This window comes from Roseicyclus sp., from assembly GCF_052168335.1.
Taxonomy (GTDB): Bacteria; Pseudomonadota; Alphaproteobacteria; order Rhodobacterales; family Rhodobacteraceae; genus Roseibacterium.
Window position 1 is genome coordinate 1 of the sequence record NZ_JBQLZP010000685.1, and the last position, 1,042, is coordinate 1,042.

The window sequence follows — 1,042 nt, forward strand, 5'->3', positions numbered from 1 at the left end:
CTGGGTGCGGCGCCAGTTCTCGGTCGAGAAGGCGAAGATCGTGAGATAGTCGACGCCGAGTTCGGGGCAGGCCCGGACGATGTCCTTGACGCGCCGCGCCCCTTCGTGGTGGCCGAAGAGGCGGGGACGGCCGCGCATCTGCGCCCATCGTCCGTTGCCGTCCATGATGATCGCCACGTGGCTCGGGGTCTGCTCTGTCATCGGCTGGGCCGTCCTCGTTTTCGGGCTTGGGTCTGGCACGCCCTCGCGCGCATCGGCGGGGCTAGGCCCGCAATGTGACAAGGGCGAGGCGGAGACCTGTCAAACCTGCATGATTTCCGCCTGCTTGGCCTCGAGAGCCTGGTCGACCTTGGCGATGTGCGCGTTGGTCATCTCCTGCACCTCGGCCTCCCAGAGCTTCTGGTCGTCCTCGGACATGCCCTGCGCCTTGGCCTTCTTGATCTGGTCCATGCCGTCGCGCCGGACGTTGCGGATGGCGACGCGCGCATGCTCGGCGTATTGCGCGGCCACCTTGGTCAACTCGCGCCGACGCTCCTCGTTCAGTTCGGGGATCGGCAGCATGATGATGGTGCCGTTGAGCTGCGGGTTGATGCCGAGCCCGCTCTCGCGGATGGCCTTCTCGACCTTGCCGACGAGCGACTTGTCCCAGACGTTGATCGTGACCATCCGCGGCTCGGGGACGTTGACGGTGCCGACCTGGTTGATCGGCGTGGGCGAGCCGTAGGCGTCCACCATGATCGGGTCGAGCATCTGCGCCGAGGCCCGGCCCGTCCGGAGCGAGGCGAACTCGGTCCGGAGCGCGCCGAGCGCCCCGTCCATCCGCCGCTGGAGATCGTCTAGGTCGATGTCGAGCTCGTCGTCGTCCGCCATTCTGTCCGTCCGCGTTCGTGGTCTTCCGCCCGGTGATACCCCGGCGCGGTTAAAGATGCCAGAACCGGATTGGCAGGCGTCCGGACCCCGCGGCCCGGCCGTGTCGCGGTGCGCTCAGCGCGGCGCGGGGAAGGTGACGGTGGGATGCGGGATCGCCATGACGGAGGACCGG

2 protein-coding genes are annotated in these 1,042 nt (G+C 68.0%); both read right to left on the reverse strand.

Annotated features, from left to right (window positions below; translation table 11 throughout):
* Positions 1-201: undecaprenyl diphosphate synthase family protein (locus ACTS11_RS20870; RefSeq protein WP_442642203.1), on the reverse strand; the 201-nt coding region annotated here is incomplete at its 3' end.
* A 99-nt stretch (positions 202-300) separates the two neighbouring features.
* Complete coding sequence (frr, locus tag ACTS11_RS20875; protein WP_442642204.1) at positions 301-870, reverse strand: ribosome recycling factor; 570 nt, start codon at positions 868-870, stop codon at positions 301-303.
* Positions 871-1,042 lie beyond the last annotated feature (172 nt).

Bases quoted from the DNA above. Each gene is read 5' to 3' on its own strand.
- frr (WP_442642204.1), bottom strand. From the start codon at position 870: ATGGCGGACGACGACGAGCTCGACATCGACCTAGACGATCTCCAGCGG.